Genomic DNA, 17,291 nt, shown 5'->3' on the forward strand with positions numbered 1-17,291 from the left:
CCATCTGGTTTCCGGTGTCGCTTCGCAATCGGCGGCCGGACTCCGGAAACGGACCGGGATCGCTACAGTTCCACCGTGGGCTACCCGGATAACGTCCTGGCCAATGGCGAGCAGGTGGTGCTGCATCGGCACCCGCATTGGAAGCGTCTTGTCGGGCCGATCCTGATCTTGCTCATCACCACCGCGCTGGCCGCTTTCGGCGCCGCCGTGGTGACCAACACCGACTGGGATCAGACGGCCACGACGGTGGTGTCGCTGGTCATCGGCGCGGTCTGGCTGATCCTGGTCGGCTGGCTGACGGTGTGGCCGTTTCTGAACTGGTGGTCGACACACTTCGTGATCACCGACCGGCGGGTGATGTTCCGGCACGGCCTGATCGCCCGCAGTGGTATCGACATCCCGTTGGCCCGGGTCAACAGCGTGGAGTTCCGGCACGGACTGCTGGATCGCATCCTGCGCACCGGCACGTTGATCATCGAATCCGCGTCGCAGGACCCGCTGGAGTTCTACGACATTCCGCGAGTGGAGCGGGTCCACTCACTGCTGTATCACGAGGTCTTCGACACCCTGGGGTCTGAAGAGTCGCCCAGCTGACCCGGCTTGCCGCGGCGCCTGCGCCGCAGCGGGGTGACGGTGTCGGCCGGTGTGACGTGGCGCATTTCGTACTCGTCCTCGAGCGCTTCGGCGATACCACCGCCGGTGAGAGCGGATTCCAGCGCTTTGTCGGGGTTGCGGGCGAATTCGTCCGGGAACACAAACCGCCGGAACGCCCAGAAGCGGAACGCCATCTGCAGGAGATTCCCGATGATGTACGCGGAGATGAAATCGGCGACGTTCTCCATCGCCAGTGACACCATCGGCATCCGCAGCATCAACACATAGCTGGAGATCCACAGCGGAACCATCGACAAAACCACGCCGACACCGCTCACCCCGAAGAACAACAGCGCCTCGTGGTGACGTTCCCGGCCGCCCCGATTACGGAAACTCCACTCCCTGTTCAGGATGTAGGAGGCGATCACAGCAACGATTCCGGCAATGATCTTCGCCGTCACCGGCTTGGTGTCGAGGATCGTCAACTTCAAGGTGAAGAAGATGGCAGAGTCGATGATGAACGTTGTCGCCCCGACGATGGCAAACTTGATCAGCTCGTGATGCCGCTCTGCGAACGGTTGGATCGAACGGGGTAACCGCGCGATCGTGGCATCGGCAAAGGACATAGATAGGCAGTGTACGGATCGGGCCTGCGAGCCACGTAATCGTCGATCATCGCTGCTGCTCACCGCTGGTAACTCGCCTTGCGCAGGCCATGACACCATGTTGTCCGTGCCTAGATCTTCCAAGAATGCCCCGGTGGTCGCGATGGTCGGTGGGGGCCAGTTGGCCCGCATGACCCATCAGGCCGCGATTGCGCTCGGCCAGACGCTGCGGGTACTTGCCGCCGACGCGGGCGACCCCGCAGCTCAGGTCAGCCCCGACGTGGTGATCGGGTCCCACACCGACTTCGACGCGCTGCGCCGGGCGGCCACCGGAGCCACCGTGCTGACCTTCGATCACGAACACGTGCCCACCGAACTGCTCGAAAAGCTGGTCGCCGAGGGCGTCAACGTGGCGCCGCCGCCCCAGGCGCTGGTCCATGCACAGGACAAGCTCCTGATGCGCCGCCGGTTGCGCGAGCTGGGTGCGCCGGTGCCGCGGTTTCGCGCCATCGAGGTGGCCGACGACGCAGCCGAGTTCACCGAGCAGGTGGGCGGCGCCGCGGTGCTCAAGACCATCCGGGGCGGGTACGACGGCCGCGGCGTGCTGATGGCCGACGATGTTGAGTCGGCCCGGGAGATCGCGGCGCGCTATCTCGCCGACGGGGTGCCGGTGATGATCGAAGAGAAAGTGGCGATGCGCCGCGAACTGTCGGCGCTGGTGGCGCGGTCGCCGTTCGGCCAAGGAGCCGCCTGGCCGGTGGTCGAGACGGTGCAGCGCAACGGGGTTTGCGTCGAGGTCATCGCGCCGGCGCCCGACCTGCCCGCCGGCGTCGGCGTGCAGGCCCAAGAGCTGGGGCTGCGGCTGGCCGACGAACTGGGTGTTGTCGGTGTGATGGCGGTCGAATTGTTCGAGACGCTCGACGGCGCGCTGTTGGTCAACGAGTTGGCCATGCGGCCGCACAACTCCGGGCACTGGACCATGGACGGTGCCGTCACCAGCCAGTTCGAGCAGCATCTGCGGGCGGTGCTCGACTACCCTCTGGGAGATACCGCCGCCGGTGCGCCGCTGACGGTCATGGCCAATATTCTTGGTGCTCAACAGATTCCGGCGATGAGCCTGGATGAGCGGATGCATCACCTGTTCGGCCGGATTCCGGAGGCCAAGGTGCACCTCTACGGCAAGGGGGAGCGCGCCGGCCGAAAGCTGGGCCATGTCAACATCGTTGCGTCGCGGGGTGAGGACCTCGCGACGATCAGAGAGCGTGCCAACAGGGCGGCGCACTGGTTGTCGCACGCGGAATGGACCGACGGATGGGATGGGCACTGATGACTGAGCCGGTAGTGAGGGCGGATCACCGATGAAGACTCTTGTTGGCCTGATCATGGGCAGCGACAGCGACTGGACCGTGATGTCGGAGGCTGCGGAAGCATTGGCCGAGTTCGAGATTCCGTTCGAAGTGGGAGTGGTGTCGGCACACCGCACCCCCGGCCGGATGCTCGACTACGCCCAGCGTGCTGCCGACCGCGGGATCGAGGTGATCATCGCCGGCGCCGGGGGTGCCGCGCACCTGCCGGGCATGGTGGCCGCGGCGACCCCGCTGCCGGTGATCGGGGTGCCGGTTCCGCTGGCCCGACTCGACGGCTTGGATTCACTGCTGTCCATCGTGCAGATGCCGGCGGGCGTGCCGGTGGCCACGGTGTCGATCGGCGGTGCGCGTAACGCCGGTCTGCTGGCGGCCCGCATCCTCGGGACTGCCGATCCCGAACTTCGTCGGCGCATGGTGGCGTTCCAGGCGGACCTCGAGGCCATGGTGCTGAAAAAGGACGCTGCACTGCGCGATCGCCTTCTCGGAGCCACGCCGACCGAGTAAAGTTACTCGTGAGTAGCTAGGAGGCGCTGATGGCTGGTTGGGCCGGTAGTCCTTCGTTCGATCTGTTCAAGCTCCCCGATGAGCACAATGAGCTGCGGGCGGCGATCCGAGGTCTGGCGGAGAAGGAGATCGCTCCGCATGCCGCCGACGTCGACGAGAACTCCCGGTTCCCACAAGAGGCTCTGGACGCGTTGAACGCGTCGGGCTTCAACGCGGTGCACGTGCCCGAATCCTATGGCGGGCAGGGCGCCGATTCGGTGGCGGCGTGCATCGTCATCGAAGAGGTGGCCCGGGTCGATGCCTCGGCGTCGCTGATCCCGGCGGTCAACAAGCTGGGCACCATGGGGTTGATCCTGCGTGGTTCCGATGAGCTGAAGCAGCAGGTGCTGCCAGATCTGGTCGACGGGGCGATGGCGTCGTACGCGCTTTCCGAACGCGAAGCCGGCAGTGATGCGGCGGGGATGAAAACCCGCGCCAAGGCCGATGGTGACGACTGGATCCTCAACGGCGCCAAAGCGTGGATCACCAATGGGGGCAAGTCGTCGTGGTACACCGTGATGGCGGTGACCGATCCGGACAAGGGTGCCAACGGGATCTCGGCTTTTGTGGTGCACATCGACGACGACGGTTTCACCGTCGGCCCCAAGGAACGCAAGCTCGGGATCAAGGGCTCGCCGACCACGGAGCTGTACTTCGAGAACTGCCGGATCCCGGGTGACCGGATCATCGGTGAGCCGGGGACCGGCTTCAAGACGGCACTGGCGACGTTGGACCACACCCGTCCGACGATCGGTGCCCAGGCGGTGGGGATCGCCCAGGGAGCCGTCGATGCGGCGATCGAATACACCAAGGGCCGCAAGCAATTCGGGTCGTCGATCAGCGATTTCCAGGGTGTGCAGTTCATGCTCGCCGATATGGCGATGAAAGTAGAAGCGGCCCGCCTGATGGTGTACACCGCCGCTGCCCGTGCCGAGCGCGGCGAGGGCAACCTCGGGTTCATCTCCGCGGCGTCGAAGTGTTTCGCCTCCGATGTGGCGATGGAGGTGACCACCGATGCGGTGCAGTTGTTCGGGGGCGCGGGCTACACCACTGATTTCCCGGTGGAACGTTTCATGCGGGATGCCAAGATCACCCAGATCTACGAGGGCACCAACCAGATCCAACGCGTCGTGATGAGCCGCGCCCTGCTGCGCTGACCCGCGGTCAGGTCATGAGTCGCCGGCCGGCCGCAGATGGGTGATGTCGCCCGCGGCAACAGTGACCAGGCTGGTGCCGTCGTCGATGATCAGCCGGCCGAAGCTGTCGATATCCCTGGCGATGCCCACCGCCGCGCGATCACCCGGCAGCGTGGCCCGCACCTCGGTCCCCAGGGTCAGGCTGTGCCGGCGATAGTCGGCCACCAGGGTCTCGTCGGCTCCGCCGGCGGTCCGCCACCGACGGGTCCGGTCGGCCAGCGCGTCGAGGATTCCCAAAGCCAGTGCGGTGCGGTCGACATCGGGGGCGCCGAGCTGGGTCAGTGAGGTGGCACGTGGATCGGGAGCCTCCTCGGCCGACAGCGAGACGTTGAGCCCCAAGCCGACCACGATTGTCGGCGACGGCGCAGCGACCTCGGCGAGGATGCCGGCCAGCTTCCCCGGTCCGACCATGACGTCATTGGGCCATTTGAGACCCGCCGCAACCGGGCACACACCGGCGAGTGCGTCGACCACCGCGACCCCGGTCAGCAGTGGCAGCCATCCCCAAGCCTCCGGGGGAACGCCCTCGGTGCCGATGGCGACGGACATGGAGATCTGTGAGCGCGGCGGCGCCGACCAGCTGCGACCGTGCCGGCCACGCCCGGAGCTCTGGAACTCCGACACCAGAACGCTGCCGCCGATGTTCTCGCCGGCAGCGGCCCTGGCCAGGAGGTCGGCATTTGTCGATCCGGTTTCGTCGACCACGTCGATGCGGTGCCACAGCGCACCGACGTGTGCAGTCAACGCGGCAACATCAAGGGCGGGTCGAAGCTCGTCACTCACAGCAGTCGAGCCTAGTCGGCACTAGACCGCGCCGGTCCCCGCCTCGGTTGTCTGTGGGGGCAGCGATTCCATCGAGCGGGAGGTAGCAATCTGGCGGCGTCTGACGTCATCCAGCGCGGAGAAACCGACCACAAACGACACCGCCGCCCCCAACGCCCAGGCGGCGCCGAGGACCCAGCCCACCCGGGACTCGGAGTCGGCCAGCCAATAGGTCGCCACGGCAAGCAGTGGATAGCCGAGCACGATGTAGAACCGGGCATCGGCGCTGGCACGCCACGCCGAATGCCGGCGGGTGCGCAGATGCCATCCCGTCACTGCCACGAGCAGCGTGATCACCACGACGATCGAGACCATCAGCTCACCTCAGCTCCACGGGTTTGCCAGGAGATTATCGGGCGAACATCACGCGAAGGACGCGGGACAATGAGATTTCTCTATGACTCCAGCGGCGGCAACCGTCAGAGGGTTCGGGTGACCTTCTCCACCGTCCGCCGCCGGTCCTGCAGTCCGGGATCGGGGTTGGCCACCTGCACCAGCGAGCCGCCGGCGGCGAACACCGTCAACAGATTGTCGATCAGCCGGTCCGCGGTGTCCCAGCTGCCGTCCGACCACACCCGGTCGGCGGCTGTCAGGCCGATCTGGGAGGTGCGGTCGCGGGCGGCGGCCAGCACCTCGTCGACCGACCGGCCCGCCAGGGCAGTGCCGGGACTGCGCTCGGGCACGATCTGATCACCGTGCACCCGCACTGCCGTGGCGTAGTCGGTGAGACCGACCGGCAAATCGGGCACCGGCTTGCCAAAAGGATCGAGTGACAACACCGCGATCTCACCCATTCCGACCGCGGCGTCGGCCTCGTCGAGTCGTGATGCCGTGCACAGGCAGATGTCGGCGTCACCGTCGAGCACCACCTCGGCTCCGATCCACCACACCCCGAACAGGGCGGCCGCCGTCTGCCAGTGGGCCGGCAACAGCACCGCTACCCGGCTCTGCGGTCCGGCACCCAGCTCGTCGCGCAGCAGATTGGCGGTTTTGGCGGCCCAGTTGGCCAACGTCACCGCCGAGAGTTCGATCCGTTCGCCGGTGGAGTCGTCGTAATAGGTGATGCGCGGCCCGACGGGATCGTTGCGCAGCATCGGATCCAGCAGCGCACCTGAGACGGTGAGAGTGGCCATGTCAGTTGATGCACTCGGGATTGTCGGAACCGGCGGTCAGGATCGGTGACGGAGGCGGCGGTGGGGTGGCCTGACCGTCGATGCTGCCGGCGGCCTGGCTGATGACGTCGCCGGAGAGGGCCGGATCCGATTCCAGACCCGAGCCGGGCCCGGTGTAATCATCGGCGAGCACCACCCGCACCGTGCCCGGAGGCAGGGATTCATCGGCGACGACGGGCAGCCCGCCGAGGTCTTTGGCAACCGCCTGGGCGCCGAAGTCCTGGGGGTCGGCGGCCAGTACCTGGGTGGCTTCCGGCCGGGTGCCGTCGTTGTTGCCCACGTCACCCTTCGTGAACCCCTTGTTGGTCAACACACTCGACACCGCGGCGGCCAATCCGTTGATCTCGGTGTCGTTGATGACCTCGACGGTGGTCTTGGCGGGGGAGTAGGCCAATTCCTCGGTTCTGCCTTCGTCCTGATCCTCGAGAAGTCCGGTGACCCAGTCCTTGACCTGATTGGCATCCACCCGCACCACACTCTGCATGCCGTCGTCACTCCAACCGGCCTCATCGAGCACCGGGATGGTGGCGAACGCGACACTGCCGGCAGCCAGTTCCTGCAGCTGCGTGATGAAACTCATGAGGTCCCAGCCGTCGGAGAGCACCACCGAGCGCTGGATGGCCTGCTGCAACTGATTCAGCGTTGTCGGGCTGGACAGGGTCTTGCCCGAGATCACCTGGTGGGCAAGAGATGCCATGACCACCTGCTGGCGCACCACGCGGTCGAGGTCGCCGCGGGGCAGCTCATGACGTTGCCGGACAAAGCTCAGCGCTTGGGGGCCGTTGAGTCGCTGCCAGCCGGCCGGGAAATCGGCACCGGAAAGTGGTTCGTAGACAGGGCCTTTCAGGCAGACGTCGACACCGCCGATAGCGTCGGTGATCAGCGAGAAACCGAGCAGCCCGACTTCGGCGTAGTGGTCGACGGTCACGCCGGTCAGGTCGGCCACCGTCTCGATGAGGCGTTCGCGGCCGGCTTCGATACCGCGCTTCTCACCTTCGACCGGGTCCATGCCCTGGACTTCGATGAGTTCCTTCATGGTCTCGAGCTTGACCTGACCGAACACACCGTTGATCTTCATCTTGCCCAGTCCCGGCGCTTCGACGTAGGAGTCACGCGGAATGGAGATGGCCGTCGCGGACTTTCCGTTGTTCGGGATGCGCACCAGGATGATGGTGTCGGTATTGGTGGCCACGTCATCGCCGGCGCGCAGCATGGCCAACTCCTCGGGGGAGAGTGGATTGCCGTGTGCGTCGGTCCGGCTGTCCACACCCACCAGCAGGATGTCGATGGCGCCGTCCTCGCCGCCGCCGCCCAGCGCCTCGGCGCTGATGTGGTTGATGCCGCCTTCGAAAGCGCGGATGGTGGTCCAGGCCACGCCGGTGCCGGCCACGATCGCAATGGCGATCAGGGTCGAAACGAGACGTATCACTCGGGCTGGCACCAGGACAGGCTACTGGTGAACCCGCCGGGAACCGGGGAGCCGGCACCGGCGTGCCAGACTCTCACCTGTGGCGGGCACCTCTTCGACAAAGCCGAACATCGTGATCACCGGCGCCGGCGGACAGGTCGGCCGCTTCCTGTCGAGATACGCCGAACAGCGAGGTCACCGCGTTTTTGCGGTCACTTCGCAGCAGTGGGACATCACTGACCCGCAGGCTGGTGAGCAAGCACTGGCGATGTCCGGAGACGGTGATGTGGTCGTGGTCAACTGTGCCGCGGTGACCGCCGTCGACGCCGCCGAAAAGGACCACAGCCGCGCGCATGCGGTCAACGTGACGGGCGCCGAGAACGTCGCCCAGGCCTGCGCCCGGATGGGCGCCCGACTGATCCACATCTCGACCGATTATGTGTTCAGTGGGGCGCCGGACAGCTTTCCCGGCGCCGCGCCCCGCCCATACGAGCCGGGTGACCCCACCGGCCCGCTGTCGGTGTACGGCCGGACCAAACTCGCCGGTGAACTGGCGGTGCTGGCTGCCTTGCCCGAGGCCACCGTGGTTCGCACCGCGTGGGTCTTCACCGGCAGCGGCTCGGACTTCATCGCCGGGATGCGGGCCAAAGCCGCCGGCGACGAGATTGTCGAAGTTGTCGCCGACCAGATCGGCTCACCGACCTATGTCGGGGACCTGTGCGCGGCGCTGCTCGAGCTGGCCGGCGGTCAGATCCGCGAACCGGTTCTGCACGTCGCCAACCATGGTCCCGCCAGCCGGTTCGATCAGGCCAGGGCCGTGTTCGCGGCCGTCGGCGCCGATCCGGAGCGGGTCCGGCCGGTCGGAACCGATTTGCACCCGCGACCGGCGCCGCGCCCGCCCTACTCGGCTTTGGGGGCGCAGCTGTCCGTCCGGGCCGGTCTCACCCCGCTGCGGCCGTGGCAGGACGCGTTGTCCGAGGCGCTGAGTCGGGCACAGTGACTCGAGACCGCTACCCTCTACGCCGTGAGTGACGAACTGCCGGTGGTGACAGTGACCTACTCACCGGGGTCACATCTGGAACGATTCCTGTCCTCGTTGAGTCTGGCCACGGACCGGCCGGTGACCGTGGTGCTGGCCGACAACGGGTCCACCGACGGCACCCCGGAAGCCGCGGTCGAGCGGTATCCGAACACCCGATTGCTCAACACCGGCGCGAACCTGGGTTACGGCTCGGCGGTCAACCGTGGCGTCGACGCGCTCTCCGAGGTGTCGCAGTCGGAGTTCCTGGTGATCGCCAACCCGGACGTGGTGTGGGGTCCCGGCAGCATCGACGCGCTGCTCGAGGCGATGAAGCGCTGGCCCACCGCCGGTGCCGTCGGCCCGCTCATCCGGGACCCGGACGGATCGGTGTATCCGTCCGCGCGACATCTGCCCAGCATCATTCGTGGTGGGATGCACGCCGTCGTCGGCCCGGTGTGGAAGAACAACCCGTGGACCGCGGCCTACCGGCAGGATCGGCAGGAACCCACCGAGCGCGTCGTCGGGTGGCTGTCCGGGTCGTGCCTTCTGGTCCGTCGCGCCGCCTTCGAGACGATCGGCGGCTTCGACGAGCGCTACTTCATGTACATGGAGGACGTCGACCTCGGTGACAGGCTGGGACGCGCCGGCTGGCTCAACGTCTACGTACCCGACGCGGAGATTTTGCATGCAAAAGGCCATTCCACCGGACGTGATCCCGCCCGCAACCTTGCAGCCCACCACCGCAGCACCTATACATATCTCGCGGACCGGCACTCCGGCTGGCGGCGGGCCCCACTGAGGTGGGCCATGCGAGCCGCTTTGGCCGTACGATCTCAGCTGGTAGTGCGTGGTGCGGGACAGCGACGTGGCTGACGGCCGGGGAAGAGGATTGAACATGAGCGGTACATCCGAAGTTATCGATCCCGCAAACGTCGACGCTGTTGTCCTGGTGGGCGGCAAAGGAACCCGATTGCGGCCGCTGACGCTGTCGGCGCCCAAGCCGATGCTGCCCACGGCCGGCCTGCCGTTCCTGACGCATCTGCTGTCGCGGATCGCCGCTGCCGGGATCGAGCACGTGATTCTCGGCACGTCCTACAAAGCGGCAGTGTTCGAAGCCGAGTTCGGCGACGGATCCAAACTCGGACTGCAGATCGACTATGTGTTCGAGGAAGAGCCGCTGGGCACCGGCGGCGGTATCGCCAACGTGGCGTCGAAGTTGCGCCATGACACCGCGATGGTGTTCAACGGCGATGTGCTCTCCGGTTCGGACCTGGGAGCACTGCTCAACCACCACAAACAACACTGCGCTGACGTGACGCTGCACCTGGTGCGGGTGGGTGACCCGCGGGCATTCGGCTGCGTCCCCACCGACGACAACCATCGGGTGGAGGCGTTCCTGGAGAAGACCCAGGATCCGCCCACCGATCAGATCAACGCCGGTTGCTATGTGTTCAATCGCGAGATCATCGACCGCATCCCGACCGGTCGTGAGGTGTCCGTCGAGCGCGAGGTGTTCCCTCAGCTGCTGTCGGAGGGCGTGAAGGTCTGTGGGTACGTCGACGCCACCTATTGGCGGGACATGGGCACGCCGGAGGATTTTGTTCGTGGTTCCGCCGACCTGGTGCGTGGCCTGGCGCCATCGCCTGCGCTGGGGGGACGCCGTGGGGAATCGCTGGTGCACGACGGTGCGTCGGTGGCGCCGGGCGCAGTGCTGATCGGAGGCACGGTGGTCGGCCGCGGAGCCGAGATCGGCCCCGGCTGCCGGCTCGACGGGGCGGTCATCTTCGACGGTGTCAAGGTGGAGGCCGGCACCGTCATCGAACGGTCGATCATCGGGTCCGGGACGCGGATCGGCCCACGATCGTTGGTGCGTGACGGGGTGATCGGCGACGGTGCCGACATCGGTGCCCGCTGTGAGCTGCTGCGTGGGGCCCGGGTCTGGCCGGGAGTCACGTTGCCGGACTTTGGGATTCGCTACTCCAGCGACCTCTAGTGGCACTGGCCACGGACTGACCGCCTACGGCGTCAGCCGCGCGACAGTGCCAAGGCGGCAGCCACCAGCGAGGTGACGCTGTCGTCGGAATCCGGCGGCAACGCATCGACGGGCCACCACCGCAGGTCCAGGGATTCATCACTGATGGCGATGGTGGCATCAGCCGGCGCGGTCGCGACGAACTGCAGGTCGAGGTGCCGGGTGGGTACCCCGAGCGAACATGTCAGCGGATGGACGTGGATGGCGGCCAGTGGACCCAGCTGCAATCCGGTGATACCGGACTCTTCGGTCGCTTCGCGCAGGGCCGCGGCGTCGATATCGGCGTCGTGGTCTTCGCAGTGCCCGCCCAGCTGCACCCAGCGCCCCAGCCGGGGGTGCAACGTCAGCAACACCTGACGGCCCGTCTGATCCAGTACCGCCACCGAGGCGGTGATGTGCCCGGGTTCGCAGGATCGTCGGCAGGCGTCCTCACGGCCGAGGACAAACGCCGACACCGCATGCCGCAACGCATCCTGGGCGGAATCCGGTGCGCTCCAGTCGGCCAGCAGGGTGGTCACCGAGGCATGCAGCGTCACCGTCGGACCAACAGTCCGGTGGTGTCGGCAGGGTCGCGTGGCCCGGACTCGTGCAGCGGGTACCCGATGGCGACGGCACCCATCGGGAACCAGTCGGCGGGCAGCTCGAGCTGATCGCGCACCAGATCGCCGGCAAAGATCGTCGACCCGATCCAGCAACTGCCCACCCCGCGCACGGCCAACGCCACCAGCAACCCTTGGACCGCGGCGCCGGCAGCGACGGTGAACATGGTGCGCTCCGCGGAGGTGCGCGTGGAATCTGGATAGGTGTGCGCACCGTCGGGCACCATGACCGGAATCAGCACCTCGGGGGCGTCGTAGAGGATCTGCCCGCGCTGTACCCGGCGATCGATCGCGTCGGCGGGCAGGCCGTCTGCGTCGAGGTCGGCACGCCAGCGTTCTTTCATGGCATCCAGCAGCGGGATTCGCCGCTGTGCGGTCAGCCACACGAACCGGACCGGCCTCGTGTGGTGGGGCGCCGGCGCGGTGAGCGCCTCGGCTGCCGCCTCCTCGATGAGGTGAGCGGGTACGGGCTCGGCGGCGAATTCGCGCACCGAGCGGCGCAGCAACTGTGCCTGTCTGCGGCCCATTTCGATCGATTCGGCCGTCCCCAGCCAGAACAGATCGTCCTCACCCGGCCGTAGCAGATCCCGGCCGGTCGATCCGTCGTCGTCGAATTGCAGGCCGCGCACCACGGCCACCGGGATCCCGGTCAGCTTGCCCTTCACCAGATCTGCCGCGGCGGCGATTTCGTCGGCGACGGCCACTTCGGTGACCAGCAGCTCGTTTCCGTGGCGGTCCACCGCACCGGCGTACCCGTGGAGAACGGGGAGGCCGGCCGCGCCGATGGCCGCGTCGATCTGGCCGGTGCGCCACGCCCGACCCATGGTGTCGGTGATCACGACGGCAACGTCGACGCCGAGTCGCTCGGCCAGTCCGGCCCGCAGGTTTGCGGCGCTGCCGTCGGGATCCTCGGGAAGCAAGGCCAACTCGGTGGTGCCGATGTTGGAGCCGTCCACGCCGGCGGCCGCCTGGATGAGGCCGAGCTTGTTCTCGGTGATGAGGGTGCGTCCCTTACGTGCCAGCACCCGCACCGCCTCGGCATCGATCAGTTTGCGACGCAGGGTGTCTCGTTCCTCGGGATCAGACGGTGCTGCGACGATGCGACCCTCGCACTTGGACAGCACCTTGCTGGTGACCACCAGCACGTCTCCGGTGCGCAACCACGGGGCTGCCGCCGCGAGCGCGGCCACCAGATCATCACCGGGCCGGAACTCCGGAAGTCCCGTCACCGGCAGGATCTCGATGGCCGCAGCGCTGCCGTGCTCGGGGTTGCTCATCGGGCACCCAATTCCGAGGTCGAGATCCCGCCGAGATCCATTCCCGCGCGAACCATCTCGGCCGTCACCGTCGGTTCGGACATCAACAGCGGAATGGACCGGACGGTGACGCCGGGTATTTCGGCGCGGTCCTGCTCTGAGATCAGCCAGCCGTCCAGGATTCCGGTGGCGGACCGGGCGCCGAGGTAGTGGCCCACCGCTTCGGAGCTGGACTCGACGCCGATCACCGACAGGCAGTCATCGGCCATGCCGCGTAACGGCTTCCCGCCGATGATCGGTGAGTAGCCGATCACCGGGGCGGCGCTCGAGCGCAGCGCTCCCCGGATCCCGGGGATGGCGAGGATGGATCCAATGCTGACCACCGGATTCGACGGGGCGATCAAGACGATGTCGGCGTCGGCGATGGCGTCGCCGACTTGAGGCCCCAGCTTTGCCTTTTCGGCACCGACATGAGCGAAACTGTGCGTCGGGACCTGTGCGCGGTAGCGCACCCACCACTCCTGAAAGTGAATCGCCTTACGTTCACCCGATTCTGGCTCGGTGATCACCGCATGGGTTTCACTGCGGTCATCACTGGCCGGCAGCAGTCGCGCACCTGGATTCCATCGGGCGCAGAGGGCCTCGGTCACCTGGGAGAGCGGATAGCCCGCACGCAACATCTGGCTGCGGACCAGGTGGGTGGCCAGATCACGGTCGCCCAGACCGAACCAGTCCGGCTGAACTCCGTAGGCGGCGAGTTCCTCCTTGGCGTGCCAGGTTTCGTCGCGATGCCCCCAACCGCGGTCGGGGTCGATGCCGCCGCCGAGGGTGTACATGCAGGTATCGAGATCCGGGCAGATCCGCACCCCGTGCATCCATGCGTCATCGCCGATGTTGACGACTGCCGTGAGTTCATGCTCAACCTCAGGTCGAGCCTCGGGGGCCGGGCCGAACTGGCCCAGGCCCAGCAATTGTTGAACACCCAACAGGAAGCGCGCGCCGCCGACTCCGCCGACCAAAACGGTGACCTTCACAGCGATCGAGCCTAGGCGTTGTTGCGGTTCGAGATATCAGCACGGTCTCATCGGCGACACGCCAGAGCATCGACTCGCCGAAATGTCGGTGTCAAGTGGTATGAATTTCCGTTCTGCGGCTTGACCTGGCCAGCTAACCCGTGTCTAATCACATCAGTGTCATTTCCCGGTTGGCCGGCCGGTTCCGGTGTCGCAGACCGAGATTCGATCACTTGTTCGAATTCGTTCGAATTGGCATGGCCGAAGGTCAACAGTGGGCGACATTCAGTGGATCGACTATCGAGAAGATGAGGAGGCGGAACATGTCCTATCAGCACCTGATCGGAGCTATGGGCAGCATCCCGCACACCGCCATCGAGCCGGCGATCGACGGGGGAGAAGAGCTTGGGGGACGTCCTCACTTGAGTTTGGTTCCCAGCGTTTTCGAGTCCGACTCGGAACCCGTCGACAGTCAGTGGCAGGAACGTGCGCTGTGCGCCCAGACGGACCCGGAGGCGTTCTTCCCTGAGAAGGGTGGATCGACACGGGAGGCGAAGCGAATCTGCTTGGGTTGCGATGTGAAGGATGCGTGCCTGGAGTACGCGTTGTCCAACGACGAACGATTTGGTATCTGGGGCGGTCTCTCCGAGCGGGAGCGTCGCCGGATCAAGCGCGGGATCATCTGACCGGGTTGGCGCCGGGGGGCGCCAACGTCGGTGTAGGTGGAGTTCTTGCGCGGTCCTCTTCGGGAGGCGCCGCGTCACTCGTCTTCGAGCGTCGGGTCGATGACCGCGGGATCGACGCCGAGGTAGGTGGCCACCTGGGCCACCAAAATGTCATGCAGCAGTTCGGTCAATTCTGAGGTGTCTTTAGCTCGCCGCTCAATAGGCTTGCGGAACAAGACGATTCGTGCGCGTGTGTCATGTCCGCGCACATCCACCCCGGCGGGAATCAGCCGGGCCAACGCGATCGGGCCGTCGGCCACCACTTCGGGCGGGAACTGGATGTTCTCCGGATCCCGGGGTGCGATACGCGGAATCTCATCGACGGCGACATCCAAGTCGGTCACCCGGCTGGTGAACCGACGCTCGATCGGTTCATAGGCCTCGAGCACCGCCATGTCAAAGCGTTCGGCGCGGCTACGCCATCCCGGAACATCGCGCGGTAGGAGCGGTCCGCGAATTTCCCGGCCATGCCGGGAAGCCCACCTTCCACCCGAAGGTCGGAGCCGGGAGGATTGAGCCACCCGCAGATCGTAACGTTCGGCGCACCGCAGAAGATAACGGTTCAGTAGTGGACACCCTGGCTGCGCGTGTCCGCCCGGTTGCGGGCGCGCCGGCGCGATAGCCTCACTGGCGTGAATGCTCCCCGTCGCTGCTGCAGGCCTGGGTGCCCTCACTACGCCGTGGCGACGCTGACCTTCGTGTATTCAGATTCAACGGCCGTAGTGGGGCCGCTCGCCACCGTTCGTGAGCCGCACTCTTGGGATCTGTGCGTGACGCACGCCGGCCGGATCACCGCGCCGCGCGGCTGGGAGCTGGTGCGCCACGCAGGCCCGTTGCCCACCCATCCCGACGAAGATGACCTCGTTGCTCTCGCGGACGCGGTACGAGAAGGACGCGAGGGCGTCCCGGCCGGAGCGCCCGCGCCGGGCTTCTCCGACCCCGGGCACCATCCCGCAGGCAACGCCGCGCCCGTCGGCGGGTTCCTGGCCTCGACAGCACACCGTCCCACCGGTGCCGGTCGCCGGCGTGGGCATCTGCGTGTCCTTCCCGACCCCTCGGAGTAACGGGCCCATCGAAGACGCCGGTGCGGAGCGCCCGAAGACCGCACCGGAAATCCGATGTGTGGCGGACACGTTGCTCGACGATACAAAGCAGGTAACACTGTGCCTTCGTTTGACGTAGGCCGACTGCTCATCCGGGGGGAACAGCTAGGCTGGGATCGGCAACCGAACCCCTTCTCGAACCGTAGTCAAGGAGCCCTGTGATGTCCCGATCCGCTGACGCGGTTGCCCGTGTGATCAAGGCCTACGACGTGCGCGGCCTGGTCGGTGACGAGATCGACGAGTCGTTTGTCGCCGAGGTCGGCGCCGCATTTGCCCGGCTGGTCCGCACCGACGCCACCCGGGTGGTGATCGGGCATGACATGCGGGAGAGTTCGCCGGCGCTGGCAGCGGCGTTTGCTTCTGGAGTGACGGCACAGGGGCTCGACGTGGTGCGCATCGGTCTGGCTTCCACCGACCAGCTCTACTTTGCGTCAGGTCTGCTGGATTGCCCGGGCGCGATGTTCACGGCCAGCCACAACCCGGCGGCATACAACGGCATCAAGCTGTGCCGCGCCGGTGCCAAGCCGGTCGGGCGCGATACCGGCCTGGCGATCATCAGCGACGAGCTGGTCTCCGGCGTCCCTTCCTTCGACGGGCCGGTCGGGTCGGTGTCCGACCAGGATGTGCTGGCCGACTACGGCGCCTTCCTGCGTGGACTCGTCGACGTCACCGATCTGCGGCCCCTCAAGGTGGCTGTGGATGCCGGCAACGGAATGGCCGGACACACCGCACCCGGGGTTCTGGGCGCGATCTCGGCGCTGACGGTGCTCCCGTTGTATTTCGAGCTCGACGGATCCTTTCCCAATCACGAGGCCAACCCGCTGGACCCCGCCAACCTGGTGGACCTGCAGCGCTTTGTCGTCGAGACCGGGGCCGACATCGGCCTGGCGTTCGACGGCGATGCCGACCGGTGTTTTGTCGTCGACGAGCGCGGTGCGGCGGTGTCGCCGTCGGCGGTGACGGCGTTGGTGGCCGCCCGCGAGCTCGAGCGCGAGATCGGCGCCACGGTGATCCACAACCTGATCACCTCCCGGGCGGTGCCCGAGCTGGTCATCGAGCGCGGCGGCACACCGGTGCGCGCCCGCGTCGGACATTCCTACATCAAGGCACTCATGGCCGACACGGGTGCGATCTTCGGCGGGGAGCATTCCGCGCACTACTACTTCCGGGACTTCTGGGGTGCCGACTCCGGAATGCTCGCGGCGTTGCACGTTCTGGCGGCACTCGGTGGGCAGAACCGCCCGCTGTCGGATCTGGCCGCCGACTACCATCGCTACGAAGCGTCCGGCGAGATCAACTTCACCGTCAACGATGCGCCCGCATGCGTGGAATCGGTACTGAAATCGTTCGGAACCGGGATCCAGTCGATCGACCACCTCGACGGTGTGACGGTCGATCTCGGCGATGGTCGCTGGTTCAACCTGCGCACCTCCAACACCGAACCGCTGCTGCGCCTCAATGTCGAAGCCCGGACCGCCGAAGAGGTCGAGGGCATCGTCGCCAAGGTCGGTGCCGAGATCGAAGCGGTCCAGGCGGTGCCATGAGTGCCACCCACGCCACCATCGATCTCGACGACAGCAACGGACTGATCGGCGCCGATCGTCACGGACTCCTGCACGCGGCATCGATGTCGGGTGCATTGGTGCGGTCCACCGCCGCGGCGGTCGCCGAAGGCGCACTGGACTCGGTGCGCAGCGACCAGCGGCCGCGGTCGCTGATCTGGGTCGCCGGCCGTGGCGTCGCCGAAACGGCTGGTGCGCTACTGGCCGCGGTGTTGGGTGGTTCGTCGGCCGAACCGATCGTGGTGGCCTCAGAGGTGCCGCCCTGGATCGGCC

At 66.7% G+C, this 17,291-nt stretch carries 19 protein-coding genes and 1 pseudogene; 11 read left to right on the top strand and 9 right to left on the bottom strand.

Annotated elements, in window-relative coordinates; translation table 11 throughout:
* Nucleotides 1-75: 75 nt before the first annotated feature.
* The gene (locus WBB07_RS12740) at nucleotides 76-594 is read left to right on the top strand and encodes a PH domain-containing protein (protein ID WP_526308180.1); all 519 of its coding nucleotides are present in this window, start codon (nucleotides 76-78) and stop codon (nucleotides 592-594) included.
* Here WBB07_RS12740 and WBB07_RS12745 read toward each other — a convergent pair.
* Nucleotides 549-1,220, bottom strand: coding sequence for a GtrA family protein (locus WBB07_RS12745; RefSeq protein WP_526308182.1), 672 nt, complete (start codon nucleotides 1,218-1,220; stop codon nucleotides 549-551). The two genes, WBB07_RS12740 and WBB07_RS12745, sit on opposite strands and share 46 nt — an antisense overlap.
* 97 nt (nucleotides 1,221-1,317) lie before the next feature.
* Here WBB07_RS12745 and WBB07_RS12750 point away from each other — a divergent pair, with 97 nt between their 5' ends.
* From WBB07_RS12750 to WBB07_RS12760, 3 genes are read left to right on the top strand one after another with little or no spacing between them, the layout of a single operon-like run.
* Nucleotides 1,318-2,526 carry a 5-(carboxyamino)imidazole ribonucleotide synthase gene (locus WBB07_RS12750; RefSeq protein WP_526308184.1) on the top strand — a complete coding sequence of 403 codons (1,209 nt, stop codon included), beginning with the start codon at nucleotides 1,318-1,320 and terminating at the stop codon, nucleotides 2,524-2,526.
* Between the two features lie 31 nt (nucleotides 2,527-2,557).
* Nucleotides 2,558-3,070: a 5-(carboxyamino)imidazole ribonucleotide mutase gene (gene purE / locus WBB07_RS12755; protein ID WP_526308186.1), complete on the top strand. Its 513-nt coding sequence runs from the start codon at nucleotides 2,558-2,560 to the stop codon at nucleotides 3,068-3,070.
* Nucleotides 3,071-3,099: 29 nt separating this feature from the next.
* Nucleotides 3,100-4,266: an acyl-CoA dehydrogenase gene (locus WBB07_RS12760; protein WP_526308188.1), complete on the top strand. Its 1,167-nt coding sequence runs from the start codon at nucleotides 3,100-3,102 to the stop codon at nucleotides 4,264-4,266.
* Nucleotides 4,267-4,278: 12 nt separating this feature from the next.
* Here the strand turns inward: WBB07_RS12760 and WBB07_RS12765 are convergent, their stop codons facing one another.
* From WBB07_RS12765 to WBB07_RS12780, 4 genes are all read right to left on the bottom strand, one after another.
* Nucleotides 4,279-5,088, bottom strand: coding sequence for a biotin--[acetyl-CoA-carboxylase] ligase (locus WBB07_RS12765; protein WP_526308190.1), 810 nt, complete (start codon nucleotides 5,086-5,088; stop codon nucleotides 4,279-4,281).
* Nucleotides 5,089-5,109: 21 nt separating this feature from the next.
* Nucleotides 5,110-5,442, bottom strand: coding sequence for a hypothetical protein (locus tag WBB07_RS12770; RefSeq protein WP_526308192.1), 333 nt, complete (start codon nucleotides 5,440-5,442; stop codon nucleotides 5,110-5,112).
* A 104-nt stretch (nucleotides 5,443-5,546) separates the two neighbouring features.
* Nucleotides 5,547-6,260, bottom strand: coding sequence for a TIGR03089 family protein (locus WBB07_RS12775; RefSeq protein ID WP_526308194.1), 714 nt, complete (start codon nucleotides 6,258-6,260; stop codon nucleotides 5,547-5,549).
* A gap of 1 nt (nucleotide 6,261) precedes the next feature.
* The gene (locus WBB07_RS12780) at nucleotides 6,262-7,740 is read right to left on the bottom strand and encodes an LCP family protein (RefSeq protein WP_526308196.1); all 1,479 of its coding nucleotides are present in this window, start codon (nucleotides 7,738-7,740) and stop codon (nucleotides 6,262-6,264) included.
* A 67-nt stretch (nucleotides 7,741-7,807) separates the two neighbouring features.
* Here WBB07_RS12780 and rfbD point away from each other — a divergent pair, with 67 nt between their 5' ends.
* The 3 genes from rfbD to manB are packed head-to-tail and all read left to right on the top strand — an operon-like array spanning nucleotide 7,808 to nucleotide 10,721.
* A complete protein-coding gene (gene rfbD, locus WBB07_RS12785) occupies nucleotides 7,808-8,707 on the top strand; it encodes a dTDP-4-dehydrorhamnose reductase (RefSeq protein ID WP_526308198.1) in 900 nt (299 codons plus the stop codon).
* Between the two features lie 24 nt (nucleotides 8,708-8,731).
* Nucleotides 8,732-9,601: a glycosyltransferase family 2 protein gene (locus WBB07_RS12790; RefSeq protein ID WP_526308200.1), complete on the top strand. Its 870-nt coding sequence runs from the start codon at nucleotides 8,732-8,734 to the stop codon at nucleotides 9,599-9,601.
* 22 nt (nucleotides 9,602-9,623) lie between these two features.
* The gene (gene manB, locus WBB07_RS12795) at nucleotides 9,624-10,721 is read left to right on the top strand and encodes a mannose-1-phosphate guanylyltransferase ManB (protein ID WP_526308202.1); all 1,098 of its coding nucleotides are present in this window, start codon (nucleotides 9,624-9,626) and stop codon (nucleotides 10,719-10,721) included.
* Nucleotides 10,722-10,753: 32 nt separating this feature from the next.
* Here manB and WBB07_RS12800 read toward each other — a convergent pair whose 3' ends face one another.
* The 3 genes from WBB07_RS12800 to cofD are packed head-to-tail and all read right to left on the bottom strand — an operon-like array spanning nucleotide 10,754 to nucleotide 13,649.
* A complete protein-coding gene (locus WBB07_RS12800; RefSeq protein ID WP_526308204.1) occupies nucleotides 10,754-11,296 on the bottom strand; it encodes an NUDIX hydrolase in 543 nt (180 codons plus the stop codon).
* The gene (locus WBB07_RS12805; RefSeq protein WP_526308206.1) at nucleotides 11,293-12,636 is read right to left on the bottom strand and encodes a coenzyme F420-0:L-glutamate ligase; all 1,344 of its coding nucleotides are present in this window, start codon (nucleotides 12,634-12,636) and stop codon (nucleotides 11,293-11,295) included. Before WBB07_RS12805 ends, WBB07_RS12800 begins: the two co-directional genes overlap by 4 nt.
* Nucleotides 12,633-13,649 carry a 2-phospho-L-lactate transferase gene (cofD, locus tag WBB07_RS12810; RefSeq protein WP_526308208.1) on the bottom strand — a complete coding sequence of 339 codons (1,017 nt, stop codon included), beginning with the start codon at nucleotides 13,647-13,649 and terminating at the stop codon, nucleotides 12,633-12,635. Before cofD ends, WBB07_RS12805 begins: the two co-directional genes overlap by 4 nt.
* 302 nt (nucleotides 13,650-13,951) lie before the next feature.
* On the opposite strand from cofD, the gene WBB07_RS12815 reads away from it, so the two are divergent.
* Nucleotides 13,952-14,314: a WhiB family transcriptional regulator gene (locus tag WBB07_RS12815; RefSeq protein WP_526308210.1), complete on the top strand. Its 363-nt coding sequence runs from the start codon at nucleotides 13,952-13,954 to the stop codon at nucleotides 14,312-14,314.
* A 74-nt stretch (nucleotides 14,315-14,388) separates the two neighbouring features.
* On the opposite strand, the gene WBB07_RS12820 is transcribed toward WBB07_RS12815, so the two are convergent.
* Nucleotides 14,389-14,811 (bottom strand): metallopeptidase family protein, encoded by a 423-nt coding sequence (locus WBB07_RS12820; protein WP_526308228.1) that lies wholly within the window; start codon nucleotides 14,809-14,811, stop codon nucleotides 14,389-14,391.
* Between the two features lie 174 nt (nucleotides 14,812-14,985).
* Between WBB07_RS12820 and WBB07_RS12825 the strand changes: the two genes are divergently transcribed.
* The 3 genes and pseudogenes from WBB07_RS12825 to WBB07_RS12835 form a co-directional block, all read left to right on the top strand.
* On the top strand, nucleotides 14,986-15,417 hold the full coding sequence (locus WBB07_RS12825) for a DUF3499 family protein (protein WP_526308212.1): 432 nt from the start codon (nucleotides 14,986-14,988) through the stop codon (nucleotides 15,415-15,417).
* A 200-nt stretch (nucleotides 15,418-15,617) separates the two neighbouring features.
* Entirely contained in the window at nucleotides 15,618-17,000 is a 1,383-nt protein-coding gene (locus tag WBB07_RS12830; protein ID WP_526308214.1) for a phosphomannomutase/phosphoglucomutase, read from the top strand.
* Nucleotides 16,997-17,291 (top strand): annotated as a pseudogene (locus WBB07_RS12835) (TobH protein); the annotation flags it as partial. The gene WBB07_RS12830 and the pseudogene WBB07_RS12835, both read left to right, overlap by 4 nt.

This window comes from Mycobacterium sp. (genome assembly GCF_049647605.1).
Taxonomy (GTDB): Bacteria; Actinomycetota; Actinomycetes; order Mycobacteriales; family Mycobacteriaceae; genus Mycobacterium.